Source organism: Streptomyces sp. NPDC006602 (assembly GCF_042870385.1).
Classification (GTDB): Bacteria; Actinomycetota; Actinomycetes; order Streptomycetales; family Streptomycetaceae; genus Streptomyces.
In genome coordinates this window covers 815,096-841,427 of the sequence record NZ_JBIAHG010000001.1, presented here as the reverse complement: position 1 = coordinate 841,427, position 26,332 = coordinate 815,096, and the positions used below count along the sequence as shown (strand labels likewise).

Here is a 26,332-nt window from a genome sequence, read left to right as displayed (position 1 = left end):
TCCGTAGGGGGCGGGCACCGGTGGGGACGACCCGGGCCCGTCGTCTTGGGTGGCCCGCGCGGGGGAGCACGGGCCGCCCTTACATACGGAGGCTGGGGTGGCACTGTTCAACCGCTGAGAAACGGGTAAGAACTTGTGCGCCACCTGTGAAGACGGTTACGCGAGGAACGAGTGCACCGTCGTCGTCCGGTACGTCTGCCCAGGTCGCAGCAGTGTCGAGGGGAACGACGGCTGGTTCGGCGAGTCCGGGAAGTGCTGCGTCTCCAGGCAGAGGGCGTCCCCCTGGCGGTAGATGCTGCCGCCCGTGCCGACAAGGGTGCCGTCGAGGAAGTTGCCCGAGTAGAACTGCAGGCCCGGCTCGGTCGTCGCGATCTTCATGGTCCGCCCGGAGGACGGGTCCCTCAGCGTGGCGACGTGCTCCGGCTCGCCCGTGATCCCCTTGTCGAGGACATAGTTGTGGTCGATGCCCTTGCTGTACAGCAGCTGCTGGTGGGCGACCCGGAGGTCCTCGCCGACCGTCTTGGAGCGGCGGAAGTCGAAGGGGGTGCCCGCTACGTCCGCCGGCTCGCCGGTGGGGATCAGCCCCGGGTCGACCGGCGTGTAGCGGGAGGCCGCGATCTCCAACTCGTGGTCGTGGACGGTGCCGCTGTTCTCGCCGGCCAGGTTCCAGTAGACGTGGCTGGTGAGGTTGACGACGGTGGTCTTGTCGGTGGTGGCCTCGTAGTCGATGCGCCAGTCGCCCTGCCGGGTGAGGGTGTACGTCACCTTCGTCTTGAGCGTGCCGGGGTAGCCCATCTCGCCGTCGGCGCTCGTGCGGTACAGGTACAGGCCGACGTCGGAGCCCTTGGCGAACGGCTCGACGTCCCAGACGCATTTGTCGAAGCCCTCGGCGCCGCCGTGCAGGCTGTTGGCGCCGTCGTTGACGCTCACCTGGTGGCTCTTGCCGTCCAGGGTGAACCGGCCCTCGGCGATACGGTTGCCGTAGCGGCCGATCAGCGCGCCGAAGTACGGGCTCCCCGCGACGTAGTCCTCGATGGTGTCGAAGCCGAGGGAGACGTTGGCGTACCGGCCCTCGCGGTCCGGGATCTCCAGGGACTGGACGACACCGCCCCAGGACAGGACCTTCAGACGGGTGCCGCCGTTCTCCAGCGCCCAGCTGTGGACCTCCGTGCCGTCGGCGAGCTTGCCGAAGAGCGACTTCACAGGCTTCCTTCCTCCCGTGGAAGTGGAAAGGGCCCCGCCTGTCGGCGGGGCCCTTTTGGGCCATGGCCCGGTCGTTTACGAACCGACCTTGCGCTTGTTCCACACGTCGAATCCGACCGCCGCCAGCAGCACCAGGCCCTTGATGACCTGCTGCCAGTCGGTGCCGATGCCGACCAGGTTCATGCCGTTGTTCAGCACGCCCAGAACCACGCCACCGATGATCGCGCCGAGGACGGTACCGACACCGCCGCTCATCGAAGCGCCGCCGATGAAGGAGGCCGCGATGGCCTCCAGCTCGAAGTTGAGGCCGGCCTTGGGCGAGGCGGCGTTGAAGCGGGCGGCGAAGACCAGACCCGCCAGGGCCGCGAGCATGCCCATGTTCAGGAAGACAAGGAAGGTGACCTTCTTGTCCTTGACACCCGACAGCTTGGCCGCGGGCAGGTTGCCGCCGATGGCGTAGATGTGACGGCCGAAGACGGCGTTGCGCATGACGTAGCCGTAACCGACCACCAGCACACCGAGGATGAGCAGCACGATCGGCGCGCCCTTGTAGCTGGCGAGCAGCATCGTGACGGTGAGCACCGCGGCGACCAGCGCCACCAGCTTGAGCAGGAAGAGCTTGGTGGGCGGGACGTCGAGGGCGAACTCCTGCTGCCGCTTGCGGTCGCGGAACTCCTGGAACACCACGAACACGATCACGGCGATGCCGAGCAGCAGGGTGAGGTTGTGGTAGTTGGTGTCCGGGCCGACCGCGGGCATGAAGCTGTTGGCGACCTTCTGCAGACCCTCGGGGAACGGGCCGATGGTCTGGCCCTCCAGGAAGATCTCGGTCAGGCCGCGGAAGGTCAGCATGCCCGCCAGGGTCACGATGAACGACGGGATGCCCAGATACGCGATGAGGAACCCTTGCGCGGCGCCCGCGGCGCCGCCGATGGCCAGGCACAGCACCAGGGCCAGCGGCCAGGCGATGTCGTGGTTGACCATCAGCACGGCTCCCACCGCGCCCACGAACGCCGTCAGCGAGCCGACCGACAGGTCGATGTGGCCCGCGATGATGACGAGCATCATGCCGATCGCGAGGATCAGGATGTAGCTGTTCTGCAGCACCAGGTTGGAGACGTTGCGCGGCAGCAGCAGGTCACCGTTGGTCCATACGGCGAACAGCACCACGATCAGGCCGAGGGCGAACAGCATGCCGTACTGCCGCATGTTGCGGCGCATGCCGTCCAGCATCAGGTGCAGCAGGCTGTCACCGGTTGCCGAACCGCCCTTGCCGGGCGGCGCGGGGGCCGGCGTCTTGGCGGTCACGTCCGTGCTCATCGGGTTACCTCTTTGTCCTTTGTCATCTGGCGCATCAGTGATTCCTGCGAGGCCTCCGCCCGCGAGAACTCACCGGTCAGCCGCCCCGCGGCCATCGTGTAGATGCGGTCACACATTCCCAGCAGCTCCGGCAGCTCCGAGGAGATGAAGACGACCGCCTTGCCCTGGGCGGCCAGCTGGTCGATGACCGTGTAGATCTCGTACTTGGCACCGACGTCGATCCCGCGCGTCGGCTCGTCCAGGATCAGCACATCGGGACCCGCGAAGATCCACTTGCTGAGGACGACCTTCTGCTGGTTGCCGCCGGACAGCTTGCCCACCGGCTCGAAGACGGTCGGCGCCTTGATGTTCATGGACTTCCGGAAGCCCTCGGCGACCTGCCGCTCCTCGTGCTCGTCGACCACACCGCGCTTGGAGACCTTGCCCAGCGCGCTGAGCGAGATGTTGCGGTTGATGGTGTCGATGAGGTTGAGGCCGTAGTGCTTGCGGTCCTCGGTGACGTACGCGATGCCGTGCTTGACCGCCTCCGGGACGGACTTCGTACGGATCTCCGTGCCGTCCTTGAATACCTGGCCGCCCGCGTACCGGCCGTACGTCCGCCCGAAGACGCTCATCGCGAGTTCGGTGCGGCCGGCGCCCATCAGGCCCGCGATACCGACGATCTCGCCCCGCCGAACCGACAGGGAGACGTCGTCGACCACCTTGCGCTGCTGGTCGATCGGGTGGTGCACGGTCCAGTTGCGGACCTCCAGGGCGGGCGCCTGGCCCTCCTCCGGCTCGTGCGGGGAGCGCTCCGGGAAGCGGTGCTCCAGGTCGCGGCCGACCATCCCGCTGATGATCCGGTCCTCGGTCGTCTCCGCGGCCTTCACGTCGAGCGTCTCGATGGTGCGCCCGTCGCGGAGGATCGTCACCGAGTCGGCGACCTTGCGGATCTCGTTCAGCTTGTGCGAGATGATGATCGAGGTGATGCCCTGCGTCTTCAGCTCCAGGATGAGATCCAGGAGCTTGCCGCTGTCCTCGTCGTTCAGAGCCGCGGTCGGCTCGTCGAGGATGAGCAGCTTCACCTTCTTGGACAGCGCCTTGGCGATCTCCACGAGCTGCTGCTTGCCCACGCCGATGTCGGCGACGCGGGTCTCCGGGTGGTCGGAGAGACCGACCCGGCGCAGCAGTTCGCTGGCGTGCTTGAGGGTGTCGTTCCAGTTGATGAGCCCGCGCTTGGCGTGCTCGTTGCCGAGGAAGATGTTCTCCGCGAGGGAGAGGTAGGGCACCAGGGCCAGCTCCTGGTGAATGATCACGATGCCGTGATGCTCACTGGCCCTGATGTCCTTGAACTCGCAGACGTCACCCTCGAAGAGGATCTCGCCCTCGTACGTGCCGTGCGGGTGGACGCCGGAGAGGACCTTCATCAAGGTCGACTTGCCGGCGCCGTTCTCCCCGCAGATGGCGTGGACCTCGCCCTGCTGGACGGTCAGTGTGACGTCCGACAGCGCTTTTACGCCGGGAAAGGTCTTGACGATCGAGCGCATTTCCAGGACGGGTCCCGCCATGGTCGTGCCTTCCAATCACTAGGGGGGTGGCGGTTACTTCAGGTCGCTTTCCTTGATGTAGCCGGAGTCGACGACGACCGTCTGGTAGTTGGCCTTGTCGACGGCGACCGGCTCCAGCAGGTACGCCGGGACGACCTTCGAGCCGTTGTCGTACGTCTTGGTGTCGTTGGTCTCGGGCTTCTTGCCGTTGAGCAGCGCGTCGACCATGTTCGAGGACACCTTGGCGAGCTCACGGGTGTCCTTGTAGACGGTCATCGACTGCTGGCCCGCGATGATCGACTTCACCGAGGCGACCTCGGCGTCCTGGCCGGTGACGATCGGCAGCGGCTTGCTCTTGGAACCGTAGTCGTCCGACTTCAGTGCGGAGAGGATACCGATGGAGATGCCGTCGTAGGGCGAGAGGACAGCGTCCACCCGCTCGCTCTTGTAGGCCGAGGTCAGGATGTCGTCCATGCGCTTCTGGGCGGTGCCGCCGTCCCAGCGCAGGGTGGTGACCTGGGTCAGCTTGGTCTGCTTGGACTGGACGACGAGCTGCTTCTTGTCGATGTAGGGCTGCAGGATGTTCATCGCGCCCTGGAAGAAGTAGCGGGTGTTGTTGTCGTCGTTCGAGCCGGCGAAGAGCTCGATGTTGAACGGGCCCTTCTTGCTGCCGTCCTTCAGGCCGAGCTTCTCGACGATGTAGCTGCCCTGGAGCTCGCCGACCTTCTCGTTGTCGAAGGAGGCGTAGTAGTCGACGTTCTCGGTGCCGAGGATCAGGCGGTCGTAGGAGATCACCGGGATGTCGGCGTCCTTGGCCTGCTGGAGCACGTTGTTCATCGACTTGTTGTCGATGGCCGCGATGATCAGGGCCTTGACGCCCTGCGTGATCAGGTTCTCGATCTGCGAGACCTGCTGGTCAGGGTCGTCCTCGCCGTAGACCAGCTTGGTCTTGTAGCCCTTCGACTCCAGGTTGGCGACGACGTTCTTGCCGTCGGCGATCCAACGCTCGGAGGACTTGGTGGGCATGGCGATACCGATGGTGGCGCCCTTGGAGCTGTCCGAGCTCTCCTCACTGCCGCCCTCGCTGCTCTGGCCGCAGGCGGACAGGGTGAGGGCGAGGGAGGCGGCTCCGGCTACGGCGGCCAGTGCGGCTCGACGAGTACGCATGATCATCATCCTTGATGTGTGGGGCTGGCTCGGTCTGGCGTTGCGGGGCCGCTGCGTGGCACGAATGCGAGGTGAGACCGAGAAGAGGGTGTGTGGGATTGTGTGCGGCTGCGTGGCCTTTTGTGAAGAGGCGTTGTCCGGAACGTTATGAGGGCGTTTCGAATCGACGCAGATCACCGGGCAGTCGCGAGCCCAGTTGAGCCATGTCGTCGCCCACTCCGTGCCGTGCCAGGAGGTCCAGGGCGAGCCGGCCGCGCCGCACCCGTTCCCGGGCGCTGTTCAGGGTCACGTCGCGCAGGTGGTGGCCGTACGGGTAGAGCCCCGGCGCCTTGGACAGCCCGAACTTCAGGTAGATCGGCGCGCCGCGCCGGATCAGCTCGGCGACCTCGTACATCCGGACGTATCCACCGAGGTCGTCGGGGGCCTCAATGTACATGTCCATGGGGGCGGCGGAGACCCGCCGGATCTCGGTGAGGTGGTCGAGCGTCAGATCGCTGGGCACGTTGATCGAGTCGCCGCCCAGGTTCTCGTACACCGCGTACGCGGCCGGGTTGACGGGCCCGATCAGGGCGCTCACCTTGAGCGTCGTGTCGGCCGGGATGATCCCGGCCAGCCGCGCCCGGTGCAGCGTCCACAGCACGCCCTCGTCGGCCACGAGGAGGCACTTGACGCCCAGCTCCGTCGCCCGAACGGCGTCTTCGACGCAGCCGGCGACCGCGTCGTGGCCGCGGGCGCGCAGGCCGCCGCCGCGCGAGTCGGTGCGGGTCGAGCCGCCGATGTCCCAGGTGCCGCGCGGGCCGGTGAACAGGCAGAGCTCGATGTCACGTTCGGCGGTGGCGTCGACCATCTCGGTGATCTCGGCGTCGGTCAGCATCCACACGCCGCTGCCCTGGCTGATCCGGTGGATCGGCACGTCGAGGCGCGAGGCTTCCTTCAGGACGACGGCCAGCGCTTCGGGACCCTCGCACGAGGGGACCTCGGTGCGCCAGCGGCCGCCGCCGGGGAAGGTGTGCGGCGAGGCGTCCGCGGGGTCGAGGGCGGGCGCACCCAGGCCGAGGGTGGTGAGTGCCTGCTCACCGGGCCTACGGGCTGCCGTGGCGGAAGCGTCGGTCGTCACAAGCTGTCCTTCGTGTTCGATATGTCGGACGAGGTTCGCGGCTCAAGTCGTGGGGGGCTTGGGTGTACGCCGGTACGGAAGCCGTCAGGTCGCCCCGTACCGGCGTACGTCTAGGGGCGGAGCAGCACCTTGCCCACCTTCGGATCGCCGGATCCCACCAGCTCGATGGCCTCGGGGAATCCGTCGAGCGGCAGCTCGTGCGTGACCAGCGGCAGCGGATCGAGGAGCCCGGCCCCGAAGACGCGCACCGTGTGCGCCCAGGCGTCCGGCGGTGCCCCGAAGACGGTGTGCACCTCCAGCTGCCGTACGACCAGGTCGGTCGGGTCGAGACCCTCGGCGCCCGGCGCCGGGATGCCCGTCAGGACCAGGCGCCCGCCGCGCCTGAGCAGGGAGGCGGCGGTGCGCGCGGCGGACGCCGACCCGGCGGTCTCGATGACGACGTCGAAGTCGTCGGGGAGCGGCTGGTCCTTCGTACGGAAGTCGCTCGCGCCGAACTGCCTCGACAGCGCCTCGCGGTCGTTCCGGGTGCCGACGACCAGCAGCTCGGCCGGGGAGCCCGCCTTCAGGAACTGCACGGCGAACATGCCCAGGGTGCCGGTGCCGACGACGGCCACCCGCTCACCGGGCAGCGCGTTCGCCTTGATCGCGGCGGCCGCGATACAGGCGGCCGGCTCCAGCAGGGCCGCCGCGGTCAGGTCGGCGTCGTCCGGCAGGGCGTGCAGCAGCCGGGCGGGCAGGGTGAGGGTGGTGGCCATCGCCCCGGGCTGGGTGAACCCGGTCTCCTCGTACCCCGCCGTGCACAGCGTGGTCTCGCCCGCGTGACAGCGGTCGCAGACCTGGCAGTTGCGAAAGCCCTCCCCGACGACCTTCCGGCCGACGAGGGACTCGGGAACGCCGGCGCCGACCGCCTCGACCGTCCCGGACCACTCGTGGCCCGGGGTCAGCGGGTAGCGGACGTACCCCTCGGGCCGGTTGCCCTGGTACACCTCGCGGTCGCTGCCACAGATACCGACGGCGTGGACGCGCACCAGCGCCTCGCCGGCACCGGGCTCGCGGGGCGTGTGCGCGGTGAGCCGGTGCTCGCCGGGCGCCTCGACGACGACCGCCGTGCTCACTTGGCGCCCTTGGGCTTGCGCTGCTCCCAGCCCTCGGCCCACAGGTCGAACCGGGCCTGCTGCTGCGGGAACTCCGCGGCGGCGTCCACGTCCAGCTCGACACCCAGACCGGGCTTGTCGGACAGGTGGAAGTACCCGTCGATCACCTCGGGCGCGCCCTTGACGACCTTCTTGATCTCCGCGTCCGCGAAGTCGTTGAAGTGCTCGAGGATCTTGAAGTTCGGGGAGGTGAAGCCGACCTGGAGCGAGGCGGCGGTCAGGACCGGGCCGCCTACGTTGTGCGGGGCGACCAGCATGTAGTGGGTCTCGGCGGTGGCGGCCAGCTTCCTGGTCTCCCAGATACCGCCGATGTGGCCGACGTCCGGCTGGATGATGTCGACGGCCTGGCTCTCGAAGAGCTCGCGGAACTCGATGCGATCGTGAATCCGCTCACCCGTGGCGACCGGGATGTCCACCTTGGCGGCGACCTTCTCCAGCGCCTTGAGGTTCTCCGGCGGTACGGGCTCTTCCAGCCACGCGGGCTTGAAGGGCGCGAGGTCCTTCGCTAGCCGGACGGCGGTGGCGGGGGAGAAGCGGCCGTGCATCTCCAGCATCAGCTCGGCGTCCGGCCCGATGGCGTCGCGCACGGCCTCGATGAGGGAGACGGCGTACAGACTCTGCTGGTGGTCCAGCTCGTAGTGCCCGGTGCCGAAGGGGTCGATCTTGAGCGCCTTGTACCCGCGCTCCATGACCCCCTGGGCGGCCTTGTGGTACGCCTCGGGCGTCCGCTCGGTGGTGTACCAGCCGTTGGCGTACGCCTTGACCTTGTCGGTGACCTTGCCGCCGAGCAGCTGCCACACCGGCACGCCGAGGGCCTTGCCCTTGATGTCCCAGCAGGCCATCTCGATGACGGCGATCCCGGACATCACGATCTCGCCGGCCCGCCCGTAGTCGCCGTACTTCATGCGGCGGAGGAGGTCTTCCGTGGCGAACGGGTCGGAGCCCACAATGTGGTTGGCCTCGGCCTCGCGCAGATAGCCGATCAGCGCGTCGGTGTGACCCAGCATCCGGGTCTCGCCGACTCCCGTGATGCCCTCGTCGGTGTGGACCAGGACGTAGGTCAGGTTGCGCCACGGCGTGCCGACCACGTGTGTGCTGATTCCGGTGATGCGCACGGAAGTAACCCTTCGGATGTTCGAGATTTCGTCACATGTTCGAAATGCTGGGCAGACAGTAAGTACCGCGTGAGTGGGGTGTCAATGGGTCGAACGGGTAACGATTTCGACAGTTTCGACGCCCCTTTCGCAAGTCGGGAGCCGGCGGTGTGTGCCAGGTCACTCGAAGCCGCGATGTATGGCCGGTTTCCCACACAACATTCACAGGCGGGCCTGGGAACGTGACCGCCCAGGAACCTAGTCTTCCCGCGTCATGGACTACTGCCACCCGTGCCGAAGGCACCTCAACGGCGCCCTCACCTGCCCGGGGTGCGGCACATCTGCCGAACAGCTACGCGCGTATCCGCCCGCCACGCACGGGCCGGAGCCGTACCCGCAGGAGCCGTACCCGCGGGATGCGTACCCGCGGGATGCGTCGGCGCAGGAGGCGCCCGGCGACTCGGCCGATCGAGGCGACCGGGACGACCTGGGCGACCGCGACGACCGAGACGACCGAGACGACCGAGACGACCGAGGCGGTCACGACGATCGCGAACCCGAGAGCGGCGAGCCCCAGGGGCGAGCCGCCCGCCGCCGTGAGCAGGGCCGGGGCGGCCGACGGGGCTCCGGAGGGACGGCGGTCGCACCGGAGGCGAGTCGTCGCGACCGCAAGGCCGCCGCCCACCGCCGGCGCCGCAGACGCGTGGTGCTGATCACCGCCGGCTTCGCCCTGGCGGCGGGCGGCCTGAGCCTGGCCGAACTCGGCGTGGACGCCCCGGGGTTCTCCTCCCCCCGCACCCCCGCGGCGGCCGGGGGAGAGTCGTCCGAGGTCGACGGGTCGGCATCGGAGCCGAGCACGTCCGCGCAGCCGCCGGACGACAGGGCGGACGCGGGCGGGGACAGGCCCTCCGCGTCCCCGAGCCCCTCCGCCTCCCCGTCGGTGTCGGAGTCCTCGAAGGACGACAAGGCCACGCAGACCCCGGACAAGGAAGCCCAGTCGGCCACCCTTCCCGGCTCCTCCGGGTCGACCTCCGGACCGACGACCCCGTCGGACTCGGACGGGGACTCCACTCCGACCGCCCGCCCGACCGCGTCCCCGAAGCCGTCGCCGTCGGAAACGTGCACGCGCTTCCTGTGGTGGTGCTCGTAGAGCTCCGGTCGGGCGGACCGCTCCCTGGTCCGATCCCGCCGAGCGTGCGTCCTGTGACCCGTTGAGCGGGCGGCGGCCCGGCTGGACGGCCGTCCAGGACGGCGCGGCTGAAGTCCCGTTACCGCGCACATCGGTCGGCGCGGGTTCGGCTTCGGCGCGTTCCCGCCGCACGGGCCGCCGTCGGGTCGCCGCCCGGTGCGGGCGCCTCGGTCGACCATCAGGCCTCTGACCAGGGCAGATGTGCCATGACCGCCAGGTGCGTTATGGAACCGATATGAGCTTTGGCTGCAGCCCCCTTGACCGCCATGAATTGTTAGCGCTCACAATGACGTCCGCATTCACCAGTCAGCGTCCAACGCGAACATGGGAGTTACGAGCATTGTGCCCCTGATGCCCCAACTCCCCCTCCCTCGCTGTGCCGTTGGCCTCACCGGAATCCCGACGTGAAGCCGGCGGCGCGGGATGAATCCCCCGCATCACAGGACTTATCGGCAGACGAGCGCCAAGGAGGTGCGGCCGTGACCCACACGCAGCTTCGGCCGCCCACCATGGCCGACGTGGCGCGCCTGGCCGGCGTGTCCCACCAGACCGTCTCCCGCGTGCTGGGGAACCACCCCAATGTGCGGGAGGAGACGCGGGCCCGGGTGCTGCGGGCGATCGAGGAGATGGGCTATCGCCGCAACTCCTCCGCACGAGCCCTGGTGACCCGGCGCACCCGGACGCTGGGTGTGGTCGCCTCCGACACGACCCTCTACGGGCCGGCCAGTACGCTGTTCGCGCTCGAGGAGGCGGCACGCGCCGAGGGATATCTCGTCTCGACGGTCAGTCTGCGCAAACTGACCATGGAGGAGCTGTCCGAGGCCCTCGACCACCTCAGCGAGGGCGGCGTCGAAGGAGTGGTCGCCATCGCTCCGCAGCGGTCGGCGGTGGACGCTCTGGCCGAACTCCGCCACCCGTTCCCCGTGGTGATCGTGGGCAGCGGGCCGGGAGTTGACATCCCCAGCGTCAGTGTGGACCAGCACCTCGGGGCGCGGCTGGCCACCGGCCATCTGCTGGCCGCCGGTCACCGCACGGTCTGGCACCTCGCCGGACCCGAGGACTGGCAGGAGGCGGCCGACCGGGCCGCCGGCTGGCGGGCGACCCTCGAAGCCGAGGGTCTCGAGCCGCCCATGCTGCTGCGTGGGGACTGGAGTCCGCTGTCGGGCTACCGTGCGGGCCAGGAACTGGCCGGCTGGGTGGGCCGGGGGCTCACCGCCGTCTTCGTCGCCAACGACCAGATGGCACTGGGGGTGTTGCGGGCCCTGCGTGAGGCGGGGGTCCGAACTCCCCAGGACGTCGCGGTGGTCGGCTTCGACGACATCCCGGAGTCGGAGTTCTTCGCTCCGCCGCTCACCACCGTCCGGCAGGACTTCTCGGCGGTGGGCAAGCAAGGCATCGCACTGCTCCTGGACCTGATCGAGGGCCGGCCCCCCGCCACCACGTCCCGGATCGCGATCGAACCCCAACTCGTCGTGCGCGCCAGTACGTTCCCGTACACCGCCCAATCGGAGCGCGCACCCCTATGACCGACCAGTCGGACGCACTTGCCCAGCGGTGTGGCCGATATGCCGAACGATGATCGACAGGCTGGACGCAGTGTGGCCGGTCCCATCGAGTACCAGCAGGTCCGTCCCTGGACCGGCTCTTCAAAGGAGAAGAACATGCTCAGCAGAAGAAACTTCCTCACCGCGGCGGTCGGCGTGGCAGCCGCGGGCGGCCTGGCGGCCTGCGCCAAGGAGGACGACAGCTCCACCGGCTCCTCCTCCGCGGGCGGCACCAAGGCGCTCACGCTCGGCTTCTCCCAGGTCGGCTCGGAGAGCGGCTGGCGCAGCGCCAACACCGACTCGGTGAAGGCGGCCGCCAAGGAGGCGGGCTACAACCTCAAGTTCTCCGACGCGCAGCAGAAGCAGGAGAACCAGATCTCCGCGATCCGCAGCTACATCACCCAGGGTGTGGACGTCATAGCCTTCTCGCCGGTGGTCGTCACCGGCTGGGACGCGGTGCTGAAGGAAGCCAAGGCCAAGAAGATCCCCGTGGTCCTCACCGACCGCTCCGTCGAGACCTCCGACGAGTCCCTGTACGTCACCCTGGTGGGCTCGGACTTCACGGACGAGGGCCGGCGCGCAGCCAAGATCCTCGAGAAGGTCCTCGAGAAGGCCGGCCACAAGGGCAACGTCAAGATCGCGCAGCTGGAGGGCACCACCGGTGCCGCCCCCGCGATCGAGCGTGCCAAGGGCTTCAAGGAGGTCATGGACGCCGACCACAAGGACGACTGGAAGATCGTCGTCAGTCAGACCGGTGACTTCACCCGCGCCGGCGGCAAGCAGGTCATGGCGGCCTTCCTGCAGTCCAACCCGGACATCGACGTGCTGTTCGCGCACAACGACGACATGGGCATCGGCGCCATCCAGGCCATCGAGGCGGCCGGCAAGAAGCCGGGCAAGGACATCCTGATCGTCACGGTCGACGGCGTGAAGGACGGCTTCGTGGCCATGTCCGAGGGCAAGATCAACGCCATCGTCGAGTGCAACCCGCTGCTCGGCCCCCAGCTGATGGAGGTCGTCCAGAAGGTCAAGGACGGCGAGACGGTCGAGCGCTGGATCAAGACCAAGGAGAGCGACTTCATGCAGGACCAGGCCAAGGCCGCGCTCCCCACTCGCAAGTACTGACCGACCGCACCCACCGGCAGTAGCCTCCGGCCGACCGAATCCTCGGTCGGCCGGGCCCTGAGGGCCTGCGGCGATTCGATTCCATGAGGAGCGCTGCCGTGACTCCACCGTTCTGGACAGTGAGCGGGAGTGAGTCCACGCACTGGCACGCCCCGAACGGTCTTGGGCGCTCCCCCAGAGGGGGGACCCCCAGGTCGTCCGCTTTCGCCTCCGGGTGGCGACACGGATCCTGTCCGTGGTCCGATCCCGGAAGGGCGGAGTCCCTTACGACCTGGCCATGTGGATGCAGCCAGAGGCGACGGGGAGGCCCTGAACCATCACGCTGGTGGAGCAGGGGCCCCGCACGCTGGCACCGCACCCGGCGTCCCAGATCGCGCTACCCGGGCCCGCACCACACCTCGCAAGCCCGAAAGCCGACCATCACACGATCGAGCTAAATCACCCTCATACGCGTTCCACATCGAGCAGTTGTCAACCCCCACGTGAGGGGGGCTTCCCACCCGAAGGTTGCGGTCCAGCCCGAACCGACCCCTTTCGGGGCGAAGCGAACGCACACGGACCAGGTAAGTGAATTCCCCCACCGGACGAAGCCGGTGGTCCCTCGCTAGGAGAGTTATGGCAGAGCCGCAGCCCGTCCTGGAGATGACGGGCATAGTCAAAGAGTTTCCGGGGGTACGGGCTCTGTCGGACGTCGACTTCCGGCTCTTCCCCGGCGAGATCCACGCCCTGATGGGCGAGAACGGAGCCGGGAAGTCCACCCTCATCAAGGTGCTGACCGGCGTCTACTCGCTGGACGGCGGCACGATCACCCTCGACGGCCAGTCCGTGCGGATCGACAGCCCGCTGCAGGCGCAGCAGGCCGGCATCAGCACGGTCTACCAGGAGGTGAACCTCTGCCCCAACCTGTCGGTGGCGGAGAACATCTTCATCGGACGTGAACCCACCCGCGCGGGCCGCATCCAGTGGAAGCGCATGCGCAAGGAGGCGGCGGAACTGGTCGACCGGCTCGGCCTCGACATCGACGTGACCGCGCCCCTGTCCTCGTACCCGCTGGCCGTGCAGCAACTGGTCGCGATCGTACGGTCGGTGGGCACCGGCGACAGCGACGGCGCGGGAGCCGGCACCAAGGTGCTGGTCCTGGACGAGCCGACGTCCAGCCTCGACCGCGACGAGGTCCTCGAACTGTTCCGCCTGATGCGGCAGCTCAGGGACGAAGGCGTCGCGATCCTGTTCGTCTCGCACTTCCTCGACCAGATCTACGAGATCTGCGACCGGATGACCGTCCTGCGCAACGGCACCCTCGTCGGCGAGCACATGGTCGGCGACCTCGACCAGGTCGGACTCGTCCAGCTGATGATCGGCAAGGCCCTCGACCAGCTGGAGGAGCTCCACGATCACCAGCTGCGCGCCGACGTCGGCGAACCGCTGGTCCACGCCGACGGCCTCGGCAGGACCGGTGCCATCGCCCCCTTCGACCTGGAGATCAAGAAGGGCGAGGTCGTCGGACTGGCCGGCCTGCTCGGCTCCGGGCGCACCGAACTCGCCCGGCTGCTCTTCGGCGCCGACCAGCCGGACAGCGGCAAGGTCAGCATCGGCGGGAAGCAGATCCCGATGAACGCCCCGAACGACGCGATCGGCGCGGGCGTCGCGTTCTGCTCGGAGAACCGCAAGGCAGAGGGCCTGGTGCCCGACCTGACGGTGCGGGAGAACATCATCCTCGCCCTGCAGGCCTCGCGCGGCTGGACCCGGCCCATCCCGGCCGCCCAGCGCGACGAACTCGTCGCCAAGTACATCAAGGCACTGGACATCCGCCCCGCCAACCCCGAGTCCCGCGTCGGCCAGCTCAGCGGCGGCAACCAGCAGAAGGTGCTGCTCGCCCGCTGGCTCATCACCCAGCCGAAGCTGCTGATCCTGGACGAGCCGACGCGCGGCATCGACGTCGGCGCGAAGGCGGAGATCCAGAAACTCGTGGTCTCGCTCTCCGAGGAAGGCATGTCCGTGCTGTACATCGCGGCCGAGCTGGAGGAGGTGCTCCGGCTCAGTCACACCATCGGCGTGCTGCGTGACCGCAAGCTGGTGGCACAGATCGCCAACGGGCCCGAGATCACCCCCACCCGGATCCTGGAGACCATCGCGAGCGGAGAGCACCAGTGACCACCACCCCCCGCTGGCGAGCACTGACGCAGCATCACCTGTTCTGGCCGGTCGCCGTGCTGGTCGTCCTGCTGCTCGTCAACGTTCCCTTCACCCCCGACTTCTTCGCGATCAAGATGACGGACGGCCACCTCTACGGCAGCCTCGTCTCGATCGTGCTGTTCGGATCGCCCCTCATCCTGGTGGCGGTCGGCATGACCCTGGTCATCGCCACCGGCGGCATCGACCTCTCGGTCGGCGCCGTGGTCGCGATCACCGGGGCCCTGACCTGTTCGTACATCAGCGACCAGGCCGACCAGAGCGCTCTGTCCGGAGTGCTGCTCGCGATGGGCCTGGGCCTGGTGGCCGCGGTCGTCTGCGGTCTGTGGAACGGCTTCCTGGTCGCCCGGATGGGCATCCAGCCGATCATCGCCACGCTGATCATCATGGTCGCCGGGCGCGGTGTCGCCCAGCTGATCACCGACGGCCAGATCATCACGATCAACAGCGAGCCGTACAAGCTGATCGGCGGCGGCTACTGGCTGACCCTGCCCTTCTCCATCTTCGTGGTGGCCGCCGTGGTGGCCGTCACCGTCGCGCTGACCCGCCGCACCGCTCTCGGCCTGCTGGTCGAGTCGGTCGGCGGCAACGCCGAGGCCAGCCGCCTGGTGGGCATCAGGTCCCTGCGCATCAAGATCATGGTGTACGTGTTCTGCGCGCTGTGCGCGGGCATCGCGGGCCTGATGATCAGCTCCAACACCTCGGCCGCGGACGGCAACAACGCCGGCCTGTGGATCGAGCTGGACGCGATCCTCGCCGTGGTGATCGGCGGCACCTCGCTGCTGGGCGGCCGGTTCTCCATCGGCGGCACGGTGATCGGCGCCCTCGTCATCCAGACCCTGACCACCACGATCTACACCATCGGCGTGCCGACCCAGACCAACCTGGTCTTCAAGGCCGTCGTCGTCATCGTCGTCTGCCTGCTGCAGTCCCCGAAGTTCCGCGCCAAGGTCTTCGGCGCGAAGGGCCTCAAGGGTCGCCGGTCCGCGGCTTCGACGGACACCGCCGCGACGGCCGAGGCCGCTCCCAAGATGGAGGTGTCGCGATGAGCGCGACCACCAAGACCCCCGCGGCGCCGGAAACCCGTGCGACGCCCAAGGCCGCGCGGCTGCTCGGCGACCGGCGCCTGCCCGTCCTGGTGACGGCCGCGCTCTTCCTCGCGATGTACGTCGGCGGGCTGAGCCGCTACGCGAACTACGGCTTCGGTGAACCGCAGGTCTTCCTGAACCTGTTCATCGACAACGGCTACCTCCTGGTCGCCGCTGTGGGCGCCACGTTCGTCATCCTGTCCGGCGGGATCGACCTGTCGGTGGGCTCGGTGATCGGCTTCACCACCATGTTCACGGCGTGGCTGGTGGAGCGTCAGGGCCTGCCCATCCTGCTGGTGATACCCATGGCGCTGGCCGTGGGCGCGCTCGGCGGCTTCCTGATGGGCTACGTGATCCACAACTTCGAGATCCAGCCCTTCATCGTGACCCTCGCAGGACTCTTCCTCTTCCGGGGCCTGTGCCTGGTCATCAGCAAGGAGTCGATCTCCATCGGCGACTCCACGGTGAGCAGCATGGCCCAGGCACAGGTGTCGCTGGGCGGGGACTTCCTGTCGATCGGCGCGATCGTCGCACTGGTCGTCCTCGGGGTGGCGTTCTACGTGCTGCACTACACCCGCTTCGGACGCCGCGTGTACGCCATCGGCGGCAACGAGCAGTCGGCCATGCTGATGGGCCTTCCGCAGGGCGGCACGAAGATCGCCGTGTACACCGTGAGCGGGTTCTGCTCGGCGCTGGCCGGACTGCTCTTCACCCTGTACATCCAGTCCGGTGACCCGCTGCACGCCACCGGTATGGAACTCGACGCGATCGCCGCGGTCGTCATCGGCGGCACGCTGCTGACGGGCGGCTCCGGCTACGTCCTGGGCACCCTGTTCGGTGTGCTGGTGCTGGGCCTGATCAAGAGCATCATCCAGTTCGAGGGCACGCTCAGCTCCTGGTGGACGAAGATCGCCACCGGCGTGCTGCTGTGCGCGTTCATCCTGGTCCAGCGCTTCATGACGACCCGCCAGAAGACCTGACCTGGCCTGACCTGGCCCGGGACCGGCGTTCCCGGCCCCGGCTCCTGCGCCGCCGACGCTCTGCGTGGGTGGTGCGGGAGCCGAGGGCCGGGCGTCGTCGTTTTCTCGGACGTTCCCTCAGACGTTCTCTTGTGTCGCCAGCATCCGCCGCAGTAACCCCCGCAGCGCCAGCCGCTCGTCGTCCGACAGCCCGGCCAGCGGCTCCCGGGCGAAGCGCAGCCCCTCCCGCAGCTCCCGGGCCACCCGCCGTCCCTCGTCCGTCGCGGCGGCCACCTTTACTCGGCGGTCCGCCGGGTCGGGCCGGCGCTCCACCAGCCCCCGGGCCTCCAGCCGGTCGACGATGCCCGTGACATTGGACGGCTCGCACTTCAGCTTCTGGGCCAGCTTCCGCATCGGCAGGGGCTCCAGCGACAGCAGGCTCAGCAGTCGCGCCTGTGCTCCGGTCAGCGCGTGCTCCGCTGCCGCTTCCTCGTAGTCCTCGTAGAAGCGCACCACGACGTCACCGATCAGCTCGACGACCTCCATGGTCAGCGCGTCGGGTCGGCGCGTCTTCTGGGGTGTGGCCATGGGATCCAGGGTACCCGGTTACTTGACATCCTGAAATGTTCAGGAGCATGGTTGTTTCAGGCACTGAAGTATTTTGAGGAAGGCCGGTTCCATGTCCGACACCCGCACGCTCCCCTCCGTAAGCCGCGAATGGCGTCTGCTCAGCCGCCCGGTCGGCTGGCCCAAGCCCGAGGACTTCGAGCTGGCCGAGGCGGAGATCCGGCAGCCCGGTCCAGGCCAGGTCCTCGTACGCAACGCGTACCTCTCCGTCGACCCGTACATGCGCGGCCGGATGAGCGCGGCCAAGTCCTACGTGGCCCCCTTCGAGCTGGGCAAGGCCATGCAGGGCGGCGCGGTCGGCGAGGTCGTCGCCTCGGATGCCGAGGGCTTCTCCGTCGGCGACCACGTCCTGCACTTCGGCGGCTGGCGCGAGTACGCCACCATCGACGCCCAGCAGGCGGTCAAGGTGGACCCCGAGGCCGCCCCCCTCTCCACGTACCTCGGCGTCCTCGGCATGACCGGCCTCACCGCTTACGCCGGCCTGCTGCGCACCGCCGCCTTCAAGGAGGGCGACTCGGTCTTCGTCTCCGGTGCCGCAGGGGCCGTCGGCAGCCAGGTCGGCCAGATCGCCAAGCTCAAGGGCGCCTCCCGGGTCATCGGCTCGGCCGGTTCCGACGAGAAGGTCAAGCTTCTCGTCGAGGAGTACGGCTTCGACGCGGCGTTCAACTACAAGACCGGCTCGGTCAGTGAGCAGCTCCGCGAGGCCGCCCCGGACGGCGTCGACGTCTACTTCGACAACGTCGGCGGCGATCACCTGGAAGCCGCCATCGGGCAGCTCAACCGCGACGGCCGGATCGCGGTCTGCGGAATGATCTCGGTCTACAACGACACCGAGCCCGCCCCCGGCCCGCGGAACCTCGCCCGCCTCATCCAGACCCGCGGCCGCATCGAGGGCTTCCTCGTCAGCGACCACGCGGACCTCCAGCCGCAGTTCGTCCAGGAGGTCGGGCCCTGGGTCGCCTCGGGCGCGCTCAAGTACCGCGAGACGGTCGTCGAGGGCATCGAGAACAACCTGGAGGCTTTCCTGGGCGTCCTGCGGGGCGACAACACCGGAAAGATGATCGTCAAGCTTTGACTTGCACCTCGGGCTGAAGCCCGAGGATTCTGGCCTTCTCGATCGTTGCTGTGCCGCTACGCGGCACGGGGTTCGGTCGGGAATCCGTGGCTTCCTGTTTCTTCGCGCTGTGCCAGAACGAGTTCTGGTCTTACCGGCGCTCCGCAGGCCGATACCGCCAGTCCGGCGGCCGTCTTCACGTTGATCGCGGCGTTGATGTCCCGGTCGTGGACGGTGTCGCAGGCGGCGCAGGTCCACTCCCTCACGTCGAGGGGTTTGGGCCCGTCCTTGACGCCGCAGGTGGAGCAGACCTGACTCGTCGGCTCGAACCGGCCGATCTTGATCAGGGTCCGCCCGTACCGTTGTGCTTTGTACTCCAGCATGTTCACGAATGAGGCCCAGCCGGCGTCGTGGACGGACTTGGCCAGCCTGGTGCGGGCCAGTCCCGTCACCGACAGGTCCTCCACGGCGATCCCTTGGTTCTCGGAGATCAGCTTCGTGGAGAGCTGGTGGTGGAACTCATGGCGGGCATCGGTGACCTTGACGTGGGCGCGAGCGACCTTGAGCCGGGCTTTTTCGCGGTTCTTCGAACCTTTCTGCTTGCGGGACAGTTCTCGCTGGGCCTTCTTCAGCTTCTTCTCCGCGCGGCGCAGAAACCGCGGGGAGTCGATCTTCGTGCCGTCGGACAGGACCGCGAAGTGCGTCAGGCCGAGGTCGATGCCGATGGTGCGGTCGGTGGCGGGCATCCGTGTCGCGTCGGCGGCGGGGTCGGTGTCGATGACGAAGGAGGCGAAGTACCGCCCGGCCGCGTCCTTGATGACGGTGACCGAGGTGGGGGTGGCGGGCAGCGTGCGGGACCACTTCACCTTCACCGCGCCGATCTTCGGCAAGGTCAGACGGCCGCTGTCGGTGATGGACCAGCGGGCGTTGGCAGTGAACCGGATCGACTGCCGGGCGTCCTTGCGGGACTTGAAGCGGGGCGGGCCGATCTTCGGCCCCTTGCGGGTGCCCTTGAGGGAGGCGAAGAAGTTGCTGTAGGCGGTCTCGGCGTCCCGCAGGGACTGCTGGAGCACGACCGCGGAGACCTCGCCCAGCCAGGACCGCTCCACGGTCTGCTTCGCCTGGGTGATCAGCCGTGTGGACAGCTCGCCGATCTTCGGAAACGGCTTTCCGGCCTTCCGGGCGCTCTCGCGGGCGTACACGGCGTCGTTGAACACGACGCGGGCACACCCGAACGCCTTCGCCAACGCGGTCTGCTGGCCGGTGTCCGGGTACAAGTCGGGTAGCCGGGATGCATTACTGCATCCCGGCCCCCTCAGAACCGTGCGTGCACCTTTCAATGCACACGGCTCAAGCTCGCCCCATGGGCCAGCGCATTTCAGTTGGCCCGCTTGCCATCTTGGGCATGTAGCTGTCGATGGCAGGCGGAATGTACGAGACGAAGATTGGTTCTCTCGTCGGTGCCACCATCTCGCCGGTAAACGAAGTGATGTTTGTTGAGCATCTTCTTCGAAGCCGCGAACCAGTTGATCCACTCGCGCGGACTGTCCGGCTCATACTCGGCCCCGGCGATAAGCGCCTGGTTGCAGAGCGGGCACAGCCCTCTCTGCTTGTCCGCCAGGGACAGGCTTACCTTGTCCATAGGCGGTGGCGTCTTCTTCCGGCGGCGTCCTTGCCAGTACTCGATCAGGGAGGGGTCGTCAGGAGACGCCGCGCCCTTCACTTGCACGTGGCGGACGATTTTCGTCCAGGCGAACTTGGGAAGGTAGGCACCGCTGTTGCGGTCCCCGAAGACCCATTTGTCATTCCTGGACTCGTTGAACAGGCCGGTCGCGTGGTGCGACCGGCCGCCTCGTTCCTCAGTACGGCAGTCCGGCAGTCCGGGTTAGGAGATCAACTTTGATCGCCTGCCAGCCGGGGCCGCCGACCACCGCCGAGGGGCCCACCAGGCCGCTCTTGCGGCCGGGCACGAACGCCAGGCCGGCCGCGGTGTCCGCCGTCGTGGTCCACAGGTCCGGGACGCCGTCACCGTCGGTGTCGCCGGAGGCGGTGAACAGCGGACGGGCCGCCATGGTCCAACCGGTGGCGTACGGCGTGCGGCTGGAGCCGAGGCCCAGCGCCGCCGGGTCGGTGCCGCCGTCGGGGACCCCGTCGCCGTCCGCGTCACCCCGGCTGCGGCCGTGGTACAGCCACAGCTCGCCGTTCGCGGTGTTGCGGGCGATCAGATCGGTGAAACCGTCGCCGTCGACGTCCCCGGGCGAGGCGAGCTGCATGTTGGCCCAGCCGACGGCGCCGACCGCCGGGCCAAGGGCACCACGACGGTCACCGCCACAGCCGGCCCCCCCTTCTGGGTGCCGTCCCTGGGTGAGTGGATCGACGCCGGTGAACTGAAGCCCGGCCAGTGGCTCCAGACGTCCTCGGGCACGTGGATCCAGATCGGCGCGGTCGAGGCGTGGACGGCGCGGAAGGCGACGGTCCACAACCTGACCGTCACCGATGCCCACACGTACTACGTGCTGGCCGGTTCCGCCCCCGTCCTCGCTCACAACTGTGACAGCGTCGTACTGGGAATCCGGAAAAGCTCCGAGCCGCTCGCGGCGCAGCTCCGCGCGGGCGGCGACTCCGCGGCTCACACCTTCAAACGGGCGGGCCTACGCCCGCATGGATTCCGCCGGGGTCCCGGAGTGGATGAACGGAGTGATGAACAGCGCGCGGGACTCCAATGTGACCCTCTCCATCACGCTCGACGGGATGCCGGGGGCCAACAACGACCCTCGCCACATCGCCAACGCGTTTCACACGGCCGTGCTCCGCGGCCGGAAGTTCGGAATCGGTCCCGGGCAGGATTTCCCGGCCCGAACAACGGCACCGCGTGGGAGATGAGCGTGGTGGAACGGCAGGTCAGAATGGGCAATCGCTCATGGAGCTCGATCCAGTGGTATTCGGGAGGCAGACGGATCGAGGGGGTGGTGAACCCGTTCTCGTGACATCGGCGGCAGAGCAGGGCACGACAGGACAGGAGACAGGGCATGGAATTCAGCCAGCCGGACCGGCTTTTCAAGGTGTGGGACTACTCGGTCACGCATCGGACCCTGCGCCTGCGCAGCGACGCGCATCTCGACCTTGAGGCCGGGCCGCGTATCGAGGTGGCCGCCGGCCATGTCGACGTCATGTTCCTCCGCTCGACGATGAGGGGACTGACCATTCGTAGGGTCTCCTCCGCCGACGAGGTGGAGGCGGTGGCCGAGCGGTACGGCATCACCGAGGACCTGGACTACATGTTCCTGCTGGAGTCCGCCGACGGACCGGGCCTCATCGTGTCGGGAAACCCGTCGTGGGCCATGGCCGACTGTCCCGTCGACGCACCGTCCCTGTTCTCCAGGGCAGGTGAGGTCGACCGCTACCCCGGTGGCGTCATGAGGCAGATCGACTAGCACGACACCTGAAAAACCGAAGCTCCCGGCCGATATCCAGTCGGCCGGGAGCTTCCTCGTCTTGAATGTGCGCCAGGATGCTGTCCACCGGCAAATGCGGCGATGGAGTTGGTCTCTGTGGCCTGCACCGTGAGTTTGCAACAGGCCGTGGCGCCCGATGGAGCATGCGCGGCGGTCGAGTCCAGTTCGAGGGATGGCTATGAGATCGTTCTCCGTCCAAGGGCGTCAGTTCATGGCCCTGATCATCCTGAGCGACCACAACGACTACGAGTCGATGGAAGTCGTCGAGATGATCGACGGCCAGCGGGAAGAGCTCCTGTTGGAGTTCCGCTTCGACGACAGTTCGGCCCGGCTGAGCTACGTCCGTCCGGAGATCGACATTCCTCTGCTCAGGGCTTCCCTGGACGTGTTCCGGGAGGAGTTCCTGGAGCCGAGGAAAGCGAGTGGCCTGCCGTGTCCGCCCTGGTGACAGGGTGTGACGCGGGTCTCTGCCGGCCCTCGCGGGAAAAGTGAGACGACAGCTCCCCGGAGATCCCTCCGGGGAGCTGTCCGTTGCGGGGTTGCGCCCCACCCCCGGCACATCGCTGCTGGCGACCGCGATGGCGCTGGCGCCTGCGATGGCGCTGAAGTAGTCCGCCTCGGACGTCAGCAGCACCGCAGGCACCCGTCTGCGATCAGCTCGCCAGCGCCGCCTTGTGCACCGCCTGCACCAGCCGTTCGTTCTCCGGTGCCGCCCCGCCCGGGAAGGCCATCCGGCGGCGGGTGTATCCGTAGGCGAGCCCGGCGCGTGGATCGGCGAAGGCCTGGGAACCGCCGGCGCCGCTGTGGCCGAACGTCCCCGCGCCCAGGAACGGATGCCACATGTCGGCCGTCGCCTGGAAGCCGAGGCCGTACGACTTGTGGGCCCGGGCCACCAGGTCGTACCCGGCCGAATGGATCTGCCCGACCTCGGCCACGGTGTCCGGCTTCAGCAGCGGAGGCCGTCCGTCCACCTCGCTGATCGCCGCCGCGTACATCCCGGCGAGCCCGCGCGCCGCGGCGACCCCGCCCGCCGACGCCGGTCCCTTGGCACGTACGGCACGGGAGTTGGCGTAGTCGACCAGGTCGCCCGAGTTGGGGACGTGCTGGTTGAAGGCGATCGAGGAGAGCGTGTGCGGACCGGCCGGCAGTGAGTCCAGCAGGGCCTGCTGGGTCGCCGTCGGGGTCATCGGCTGCACCGAGCGGTAGCGGGGCTCCAGTGCCTCGGGCAGCCCCAGGAAGAAGTCGAGCCCGTACGGGGCGCGGATCCGCTCCTCGTACACCTCCTGGAGTGTGCGGCCGGTGGCCCGCCGTACCACCTCGCCGGTGAGCGCGCCGATGACGAGCGCGTGGTAGCCGAAGGCCGTGCCGGGCCGCCAGAACGGCCGCTGGTCGGCGAGCCGTTCGGCGACCGCCCGGTCGTCGGCCAGCTCCTGCGGGGAGAACCCGGCGTCGAGCCCGACCACGCCCGCCCGGTGCGAGACCAGGTCGCGCAGGGTCAGCGCACCCTTGCCCTCGGCGCTGAACTCCGGCCAGTAGTACGTCACTTTGCGGTCGAGTTCGAGCGTGCCGTCCTGCACCAGGAGCGCGACCACGAGGTGGGCGGCACCCTTGGTCGAGGAGTACACGCCGTAGAGGGATCCGGCGTCGGCGTCGTCACCCGCCCACAGGTCTACGACTCTGCGGCCGTGCACATACGCGCACAACTGCCCCTCGTAGTCCGGACGTTCCCCTGCCACGAAGGCGGCGAACTCCGAGCGCACCGCCTCGAATCCGTCCGCGACGGTGCCGTGGATCTCCTGCGTCATCCGCTCTCCTCACCTGTACCGCCACGCGCGTGCGCCACTGTGAACAACGCGCGTGCGACCTGCGCGAACTCCCCCTTCGGATGGTCCCGGAAGAGGGGCTCGGTGCCGAACAGAACGGCCCCCGAGCTGCTGACGACCGAGGCCTGCCCTGCCGCCTGCGCGGGACCGCCGGAGCCGTCCTCCAGCTCCCGCCAGTGCCCGGAGACGAGCGGGTTCCCGGTCGCGTACGACTGCTCCACCCGGACCCCGGGTCCGAGGTCGGTGAACCAGACGGGCGCGTACACGAACCCGTGATCCGGCGCACCAGACGTCACCTGCCCCGAATTCACCACCCTCACCACGCCGTTGGCGTCCCCGTTGCCCTCGACCGGCTTGGCCGCCAGCAGCCCGGCGACGGTGCTCAGGTCGGCTCCGGTGACACCGCGCCCGACGAGACCGTGGCCGGCGGCGAGGAAGGCGTCGAGGGCCGTGCGGGCATCCGGGCTCAACGCGCTGTGGTCCAGGCCCGCCGACACGAACAGCACGTCCGCCGCCGACCAGTCGAAGCCCGCGTTCAGCACGGCCGTCGACACCGGCGTGACCTCGAAGTTCATCTCCCGCAGCGCGAACAGCTCACCCGGCGTGACCGCCGCGGCCACCCGCAGCCGGCGCAGCTCGGTCGTGCCGGTCACCTTCGTCGCGTCGAAGACGACGTCGTACGTCCGTGCCGCCGCCGCGGCCTTCGCACGTGCCGACGCCGGCACGATCGCACTGCCGTCCGCGGACCGCCGTACCGAAACGCCCTGCTGGAGCAGGGAGTTGAGCGCCGCGATCTCCTGCGGGTCGTCGAGCCGCAGCCGCAGGTCGCCGCGCGGGGCGACGTAACCGACCGGCGCGGCCTCCTCGACGGCCTTCAGCGGTACGCCGTTCAGGCCACCGGACGTCACCGGCTCGACCGTGGCACCCCACAGGCGGCCCAGGCTCCAGCCCGAGATGTCGTACATCACCGAGACCTTGTCGCTGATGTCCCTCCCGTCGGCGAGCAGCACGTTCGCGAGCCCCCGCTTCGGCTGGTGCATGTCGACGACGTACGAGCCCTGCGCGTACGACCGTCCCGCGAGCCGGAAGTCGCGCGTGGCGCGGGTGACCCGAACGTCGTTGGCGAGGAGGTGGTCGACGAGGCGGGCGGCGGCGGTGGACCCGCCGGCGATGACGTAGGCGCGCGGGAAGGTGGTGGTGTACACGTCCTCCGGGCCGATGCCCGGAACGCCCGGCACGGTCTCCTCCGAGACCGGCACCTGAGTCGCGCCCGCCGCCCCGCGCCGGAAGACCTCGATCTGGTCGGTGACGAGCGAAGTGCGGTGCGACTGGACGAAGTCGAGGGTGGCTCGGATGGCGGCACCGGCCACGTCCACGTTGATCGCGGACCGGCGGCGCAGTTCGCTCTCGGGAAGGGTGTTGTAGGCGGCGTTGTTCACCGTCAGCGGGATCTCCACGGTGTGCGCGGCGACCGTGCCGTGGAAGGCCGCGTACTGCGGGGTGAAGATCGGCGGCCAGTCGTCCCAGCCCTCCTCCTGGTCCCGGAAGGGGATCTGCGCGGGCTGCACGCCGTCCTTCGCGGGCGTGTAGCCGAGGCCGTTGACGGCGGACTCCATGCCGAGGGCGTTGGCGTAGGTGTTCTTCAGGAACAGGTCGTACTCGTAGTTCTCGCCGTGCGGGGGAGTGGTGGGCTCGATGAGTGTGCCGTTGACGTAGCCGTGCAGGTCGAGCATGACGGCCGGCTGCTTGTCGATCTCGATCTGCCGCATCGCCCGCACCTCGGGCTGCGAGGCGGTGACGAAGTCCCGGTTCATGTCGAAGCCGTTGGCGTTCGCGCGGGTGCCGGCGATCCGGCCGTCCGGGTTGGCGGTGATGTTGAAGTAGAGGCGGCTGTGCACGAGAAGGTCGCGCGTCTTGTGGTCCTTCGCGGTCGCGAGCCGCTCGATGAGCTTCAGGGAGGCGTCGGTGCCCTCCCACTCGTTGCCGTGGATGTTGTTGTTGAAGAAGACGGGAGCCTTGTAACCGGCCTTGACCGACGGGTCCTTGGCGGCCCTGCCCGGCGCGTTCTCGATCAGCTCGCGCATCCGCTCCTGGGCGCGGGCCTCGCGGGCGCTCTCCGGGGCGGTGACGGTCACGAGGTACAGCCGGTGCCCGCCGGCCGAGACGCCCGCGACCTCGACGCTCACCCGGTCGCCCAGCTTCTGGATCGCGTTCAGCTTCGGGGCGATCGCGTGGTACGGGGTGAGGCCGAGCTTGATGGACTTGTCGGCCGGGTTCTCCGGGTCGGGAGCCAGGACCTGTTCGCGGGGATAGCCGCGCCCGGTGTCGGCCGTCGGGGCGGCCGGGCCGGTGAGGGCCCGTTCGGCGGCGGTCTCGGGGGCGCGCGCCGCACCCTCGTCGACGGCGGGGGCCTCGCGGGTGACCGGGGGTTTCGGCTTCGCGACGGCGGTGTGGGGGGTGAGCAGGAGTAAGCCGGCCGTGGTGACGGCGAGGCCGGTGATCAGAACTGGTCTCGCAGGAACGGTTCTCGTGGTGTGCACGCGTACCTCCTGGGGGGCTTCCTGAGATCGGTACGGCGAGGTGTACCTGTTCGACTCAACTGCAACAAGAGGGAGTCGGTGTCGCGGCTGCCCCGGATGGCGCATCGCCGGGCGGGCGGATGTCGCATCACCGGGCGGGCGGAAGGCGCGAAAT

The 26,332-nt window shown here is 68.6% G+C and carries 24 protein-coding genes; 10 read left to right on the top strand and 14 right to left on the bottom strand.

Annotation, left to right across the window (positions count from 1 at the left end):
* Positions 1 to 156 precede the first annotated feature (156 nt).
* The 8 genes from ACFYO2_RS03875 to ACFYO2_RS03840 all read right to left on the bottom strand — a co-directional run bounded on the left by ACFYO2_RS03875 (position 157) and on the right by ACFYO2_RS03840 (position 9,266).
* On the bottom strand, positions 157 to 1,203 hold the full coding sequence (locus tag ACFYO2_RS03875; RefSeq protein WP_388343566.1) for an aldose epimerase family protein: 1,047 nt from the start codon (positions 1,201 to 1,203) through the stop codon (positions 157 to 159).
* A 75-nt stretch (positions 1,204 to 1,278) separates the two neighbouring features.
* Complete coding sequence (gene mmsB / locus ACFYO2_RS03870) at positions 1,279 to 2,523, bottom strand: multiple monosaccharide ABC transporter permease (RefSeq protein WP_388343564.1); 1,245 nt, start codon at positions 2,521 to 2,523, stop codon at positions 1,279 to 1,281.
* Positions 2,520 to 4,070, bottom strand: coding sequence for a multiple monosaccharide ABC transporter ATP-binding protein (gene mmsA, locus ACFYO2_RS03865; RefSeq protein WP_388343561.1), 1,551 nt, complete (start codon positions 4,068 to 4,070; stop codon positions 2,520 to 2,522). The genes mmsB and mmsA overlap by 4 nt, the downstream gene beginning before the upstream one ends.
* A gap of 33 nt (positions 4,071 to 4,103) precedes the next feature.
* Positions 4,104 to 5,216, bottom strand: a complete 1,113-nt coding sequence (chvE, locus tag ACFYO2_RS03860) for a multiple monosaccharide ABC transporter substrate-binding protein (protein ID WP_388343558.1) — start codon at positions 5,214 to 5,216, stop codon at positions 4,104 to 4,106.
* Between the two features lie 145 nt (positions 5,217 to 5,361).
* Complete coding sequence (locus ACFYO2_RS03855) at positions 5,362 to 6,333, bottom strand: hypothetical protein (protein ID WP_388343555.1); 972 nt, start codon at positions 6,331 to 6,333, stop codon at positions 5,362 to 5,364.
* A 110-nt stretch (positions 6,334 to 6,443) separates the two neighbouring features.
* Positions 6,444 to 7,448, bottom strand: a complete 1,005-nt coding sequence (locus tag ACFYO2_RS03850) for a zinc-binding dehydrogenase (protein ID WP_388343552.1) — start codon at positions 7,446 to 7,448, stop codon at positions 6,444 to 6,446.
* Positions 7,445 to 8,602 (bottom strand): mandelate racemase/muconate lactonizing enzyme family protein, encoded by a 1,158-nt coding sequence (locus tag ACFYO2_RS03845; protein WP_388343549.1) that lies wholly within the window; start codon positions 8,600 to 8,602, stop codon positions 7,445 to 7,447. The genes ACFYO2_RS03850 and ACFYO2_RS03845 overlap by 4 nt, the downstream gene beginning before the upstream one ends.
* A gap of 331 nt (positions 8,603 to 8,933) precedes the next feature.
* Positions 8,934 to 9,266, bottom strand: coding sequence for a hypothetical protein (locus tag ACFYO2_RS03840; protein ID WP_388343546.1), 333 nt, complete (start codon positions 9,264 to 9,266; stop codon positions 8,934 to 8,936).
* 18 nt (positions 9,267 to 9,284) lie between these two features.
* Between ACFYO2_RS03840 and ACFYO2_RS03835 the strand changes: the two genes are divergently transcribed.
* From ACFYO2_RS03835 to yjfF, 6 genes are all read left to right on the top strand, one after another.
* Complete coding sequence (locus tag ACFYO2_RS03835) at positions 9,285 to 9,731, top strand: hypothetical protein (protein WP_388343544.1); 447 nt, start codon at positions 9,285 to 9,287, stop codon at positions 9,729 to 9,731.
* Positions 9,732 to 10,249: 518 nt separating this feature from the next.
* On the top strand, positions 10,250 to 11,296 hold the full coding sequence (locus ACFYO2_RS03830) for a LacI family DNA-binding transcriptional regulator (protein ID WP_388343541.1): 1,047 nt from the start codon (positions 10,250 to 10,252) through the stop codon (positions 11,294 to 11,296).
* Positions 11,297 to 11,431: 135 nt separating this feature from the next.
* The gene (locus ACFYO2_RS03825; RefSeq protein ID WP_388343538.1) at positions 11,432 to 12,439 is read left to right on the top strand and encodes an ABC transporter substrate-binding protein; all 1,008 of its coding nucleotides are present in this window, start codon (positions 11,432 to 11,434) and stop codon (positions 12,437 to 12,439) included.
* 615 nt (positions 12,440 to 13,054) lie between these two features.
* Positions 13,055 to 14,593 (top strand): sugar ABC transporter ATP-binding protein, encoded by a 1,539-nt coding sequence (locus ACFYO2_RS03820; RefSeq protein ID WP_388343535.1) that lies wholly within the window; start codon positions 13,055 to 13,057, stop codon positions 14,591 to 14,593.
* Positions 14,590 to 15,681 carry an ABC transporter permease gene (locus ACFYO2_RS03815; RefSeq protein WP_388343532.1) on the top strand — a complete coding sequence of 364 codons (1,092 nt, stop codon included), beginning with the start codon at positions 14,590 to 14,592 and terminating at the stop codon, positions 15,679 to 15,681. The genes ACFYO2_RS03820 and ACFYO2_RS03815 overlap by 4 nt, the downstream gene beginning before the upstream one ends.
* Complete coding sequence (gene yjfF / locus ACFYO2_RS03810) at positions 15,678 to 16,700, top strand: galactofuranose ABC transporter, permease protein YjfF (RefSeq protein ID WP_388343530.1); 1,023 nt, start codon at positions 15,678 to 15,680, stop codon at positions 16,698 to 16,700. Before ACFYO2_RS03815 ends, yjfF begins: the two co-directional genes overlap by 4 nt.
* Positions 16,701 to 16,817: 117 nt before the next feature.
* On the opposite strand, the gene ACFYO2_RS03805 is transcribed toward yjfF, so the two are convergent.
* On the bottom strand, positions 16,818 to 17,267 hold the full coding sequence (locus tag ACFYO2_RS03805; RefSeq protein ID WP_388343527.1) for a MarR family winged helix-turn-helix transcriptional regulator: 450 nt from the start codon (positions 17,265 to 17,267) through the stop codon (positions 16,818 to 16,820).
* A 91-nt stretch (positions 17,268 to 17,358) separates the two neighbouring features.
* Here ACFYO2_RS03805 and ACFYO2_RS03800 point away from each other — a divergent pair, with 91 nt between their 5' ends.
* Positions 17,359 to 18,381 (top strand): NADP-dependent oxidoreductase, encoded by a 1,023-nt coding sequence (locus tag ACFYO2_RS03800; RefSeq protein WP_388343525.1) that lies wholly within the window; start codon positions 17,359 to 17,361, stop codon positions 18,379 to 18,381.
* Positions 18,382 to 18,437: 56 nt separating this feature from the next.
* Here ACFYO2_RS03800 and ACFYO2_RS03795 read toward each other — a convergent pair whose 3' ends face one another.
* The 3 genes from ACFYO2_RS03795 to ACFYO2_RS03785 form a co-directional block, all read right to left on the bottom strand.
* Positions 18,438 to 19,637 carry an RNA-guided endonuclease InsQ/TnpB family protein gene (locus tag ACFYO2_RS03795; protein ID WP_388343522.1) on the bottom strand — a complete coding sequence of 400 codons (1,200 nt, stop codon included), beginning with the start codon at positions 19,635 to 19,637 and terminating at the stop codon, positions 18,438 to 18,440.
* A 101-nt stretch (positions 19,638 to 19,738) separates the two neighbouring features.
* Positions 19,739 to 20,002 (bottom strand): HNH endonuclease, encoded by a 264-nt coding sequence (locus ACFYO2_RS03790; RefSeq protein ID WP_388343519.1) that lies wholly within the window; start codon positions 20,000 to 20,002, stop codon positions 19,739 to 19,741.
* A gap of 217 nt (positions 20,003 to 20,219) precedes the next feature.
* Positions 20,220 to 20,633 carry a hypothetical protein gene (locus ACFYO2_RS03785; protein ID WP_388343516.1) on the bottom strand — a complete coding sequence of 138 codons (414 nt, stop codon included), beginning with the start codon at positions 20,631 to 20,633 and terminating at the stop codon, positions 20,220 to 20,222.
* On the opposite strand from ACFYO2_RS03785, the gene ACFYO2_RS03780 reads away from it, so the two are divergent.
* From ACFYO2_RS03780 to ACFYO2_RS03770, 3 genes are all read left to right on the top strand, one after another.
* A complete protein-coding gene (locus ACFYO2_RS03780) occupies positions 20,541 to 21,347 on the top strand; it encodes a polymorphic toxin-type HINT domain-containing protein (RefSeq protein ID WP_388343514.1) in 807 nt (268 codons plus the stop codon). The two genes, ACFYO2_RS03785 and ACFYO2_RS03780, sit on opposite strands and share 93 nt — an antisense overlap.
* Positions 21,348 to 21,389: 42 nt before the next feature.
* Positions 21,390 to 21,794, top strand: coding sequence for a hypothetical protein (locus ACFYO2_RS03775; protein ID WP_388343511.1), 405 nt, complete (start codon positions 21,390 to 21,392; stop codon positions 21,792 to 21,794).
* A 232-nt stretch (positions 21,795 to 22,026) separates the two neighbouring features.
* Positions 22,027 to 22,263, top strand: a complete 237-nt coding sequence (locus ACFYO2_RS03770; protein ID WP_388343509.1) for a hypothetical protein — start codon at positions 22,027 to 22,029, stop codon at positions 22,261 to 22,263.
* Positions 22,264 to 22,468: 205 nt separating this feature from the next.
* On the opposite strand, the gene ACFYO2_RS03765 is transcribed toward ACFYO2_RS03770, so the two are convergent.
* Both ACFYO2_RS03765 and ACFYO2_RS03760 read right to left on the bottom strand, forming a co-directional pair.
* Positions 22,469 to 23,620, bottom strand: coding sequence for a serine hydrolase domain-containing protein (locus tag ACFYO2_RS03765; RefSeq protein ID WP_388343506.1), 1,152 nt, complete (start codon positions 23,618 to 23,620; stop codon positions 22,469 to 22,471).
* Complete coding sequence (locus ACFYO2_RS03760) at positions 23,617 to 26,178, bottom strand: M14 family zinc carboxypeptidase (protein ID WP_388343503.1); 2,562 nt, start codon at positions 26,176 to 26,178, stop codon at positions 23,617 to 23,619. The genes ACFYO2_RS03765 and ACFYO2_RS03760 overlap by 4 nt, the downstream gene beginning before the upstream one ends.
* Positions 26,179 to 26,332: the final 154 nt, after the last annotated feature.